General features: G+C 55.6%; 2 protein-coding genes. One reads left to right on the top strand and one right to left on the bottom strand.

Translation table 11 applies throughout. The annotated features are described in order from the left end of the window. Nucleotides 1–27: 27 nt before the first annotated feature. Nucleotides 28–312: a BON domain-containing protein gene (locus VGE80_RS16495; RefSeq protein ID WP_440593430.1), complete on the top strand. Its 285-nt coding sequence runs from the start codon at nt 28–30 to the stop codon at nt 310–312. A 983-nt stretch (nt 313–1,295) separates the two neighbouring features. On the opposite strand, the gene VGE80_RS16490 is transcribed toward VGE80_RS16495, so the two are convergent. Next, nucleotides 1,296–1,506 (bottom strand): hypothetical protein (locus VGE80_RS16490; RefSeq protein WP_440593429.1); only part of this gene is annotated, 211 nt, incomplete at its 5' end.

Below are 1,506 nucleotides of genomic sequence, written 5' to 3'. Positions count from 1 at the left end.
ACCCGCACTGCTACCTCACGAACACGCATGTACGAACCCAAAATGGTCGTTGGATTTGCTCATGCCCCTCGGACCGAGGCAGACATCAACAGAGGAGTGCGTCGTCAGATTCAACACCTTACTCAACTTGACCCCTCACTTCAGATATCGACGACTGTGGTAGGAGAGACGGTGTACCTGAGGGGGGTTGTCGGCTCGGAGGAGGAGCGAGCTTTGATCGAGCATATGATGCTCTTTGAACCTGGGATTTCTTCCGTCCAAAATGACTTGACAGTTCCTTCTGTCGTTCCTCCAAGGCCTGCTGTGGATTAGCGGCCCGGTATCTGGAGTCCGTGAGCCCATTATGATTGGGATTATTGGGGTCCGCGACCGGGTCTTGGGGAGGTTCGACCACTTCTACCGGTCCAGTCGTCGGCTGTGGCACCGCAGCAGGCGACGTCGGCAGTGAGCGTTCCTGTTGAATCTTGACGGGGAACAGCTCGTCCTGACGCCCAAATCGGCGCATGAATCCCGGTGGAAGTTCGATCGTTTCCGCAGCGGGCCGCTCGGATCCGTTGCTCTTCTCTCCTTCCGTCGAAATCTTCTGATGACCGGCCTGCATAATTTCCTCGTCGGAATCGTCGGACGCCGAATCGTCATAGGGTACCGGTTCGACTCCGGGCAGAATCTGAAGCGAGTTCTCAGACATCACCATCGGACCATCCACCGGTTCGAAGCGAGCCAGCAACGTGATCCGTCGCGGCTCTCCTCCCACCTCGTCCCATGGTAGCCAGACGCTATACGAATGGCCCAGTTTTGACCGGCTGTAATGTTTCTCGAACTGCTCAGGTGTGAATACAAATTTCCGCTCCGGAACTGTGGAGGGGCGGACGGTTTCGTCAAAGGCGTAAACAGTCAGTGTCCCTTCAACGCGAACCGGCTTTTCGTTGTCACGGCCATGGAACATGATCCTTCCACCGAATCCACGCACCCCCTTCTTTCCCAGCTGATTCAGGATCGTATTCGACCAGAGTGTCGTTATCCGCGTGGGCAGGGTGATCTCATCAGAGTCCATCCAGGGGATTCGTTTCTTCAAATCGAAAACCGTACAGCCGCCGATCAGACAGAGCAGTCCGCCCAAGATCGCAGAAAGCGAAACGTATCGAATTGACCGTCGCCACAATGCACGGTTCGCTTGCCCGCAACGGGATTTCCGATAATCAGTTTTCCGCGCCATGCTGGAATTGGCCACCGCGATATTGTGCGTCACTTGATGTCGATTCATTGTGTGTCTTCCTCTCTACCAGTCCCCGGAACTACTTCCGCTTCTTCTGGGAGCCGAGTGGAAAGAACCCGGATCTTTTGCTCTTCTTCGTCTTAAGACTCACAGTCTGGTCTTCCTGGTCTTCGAGGATCAGCGGTTCAGGATCAGTCGGCCCAGGAGGAACTTCGAGCGGCATGATGGTCCCGCGTGGATTCAAATCGGGATAAATCACCGGGATATCCGCCTCGGGGAAGGGCCCCGGA

Source organism: Schlesneria sp. (assembly GCF_036405755.1).
GTDB classification, from domain to species: domain Bacteria; phylum Planctomycetota; class Planctomycetia; order Planctomycetales; family Planctomycetaceae; genus Schlesneria; species Schlesneria sphaerica.
This window is presented reverse-complemented; position numbering and strand designations above follow the sequence as displayed.

Excerpts from the sequence above, each read along its gene's own strand:
- VGE80_RS16495 (WP_440593430.1), top strand. The coding sequence starts at position 28 with ATGTACGAACCCAAAATGGTCGTTGGATTTGCTCATGCCCCTCGGACC.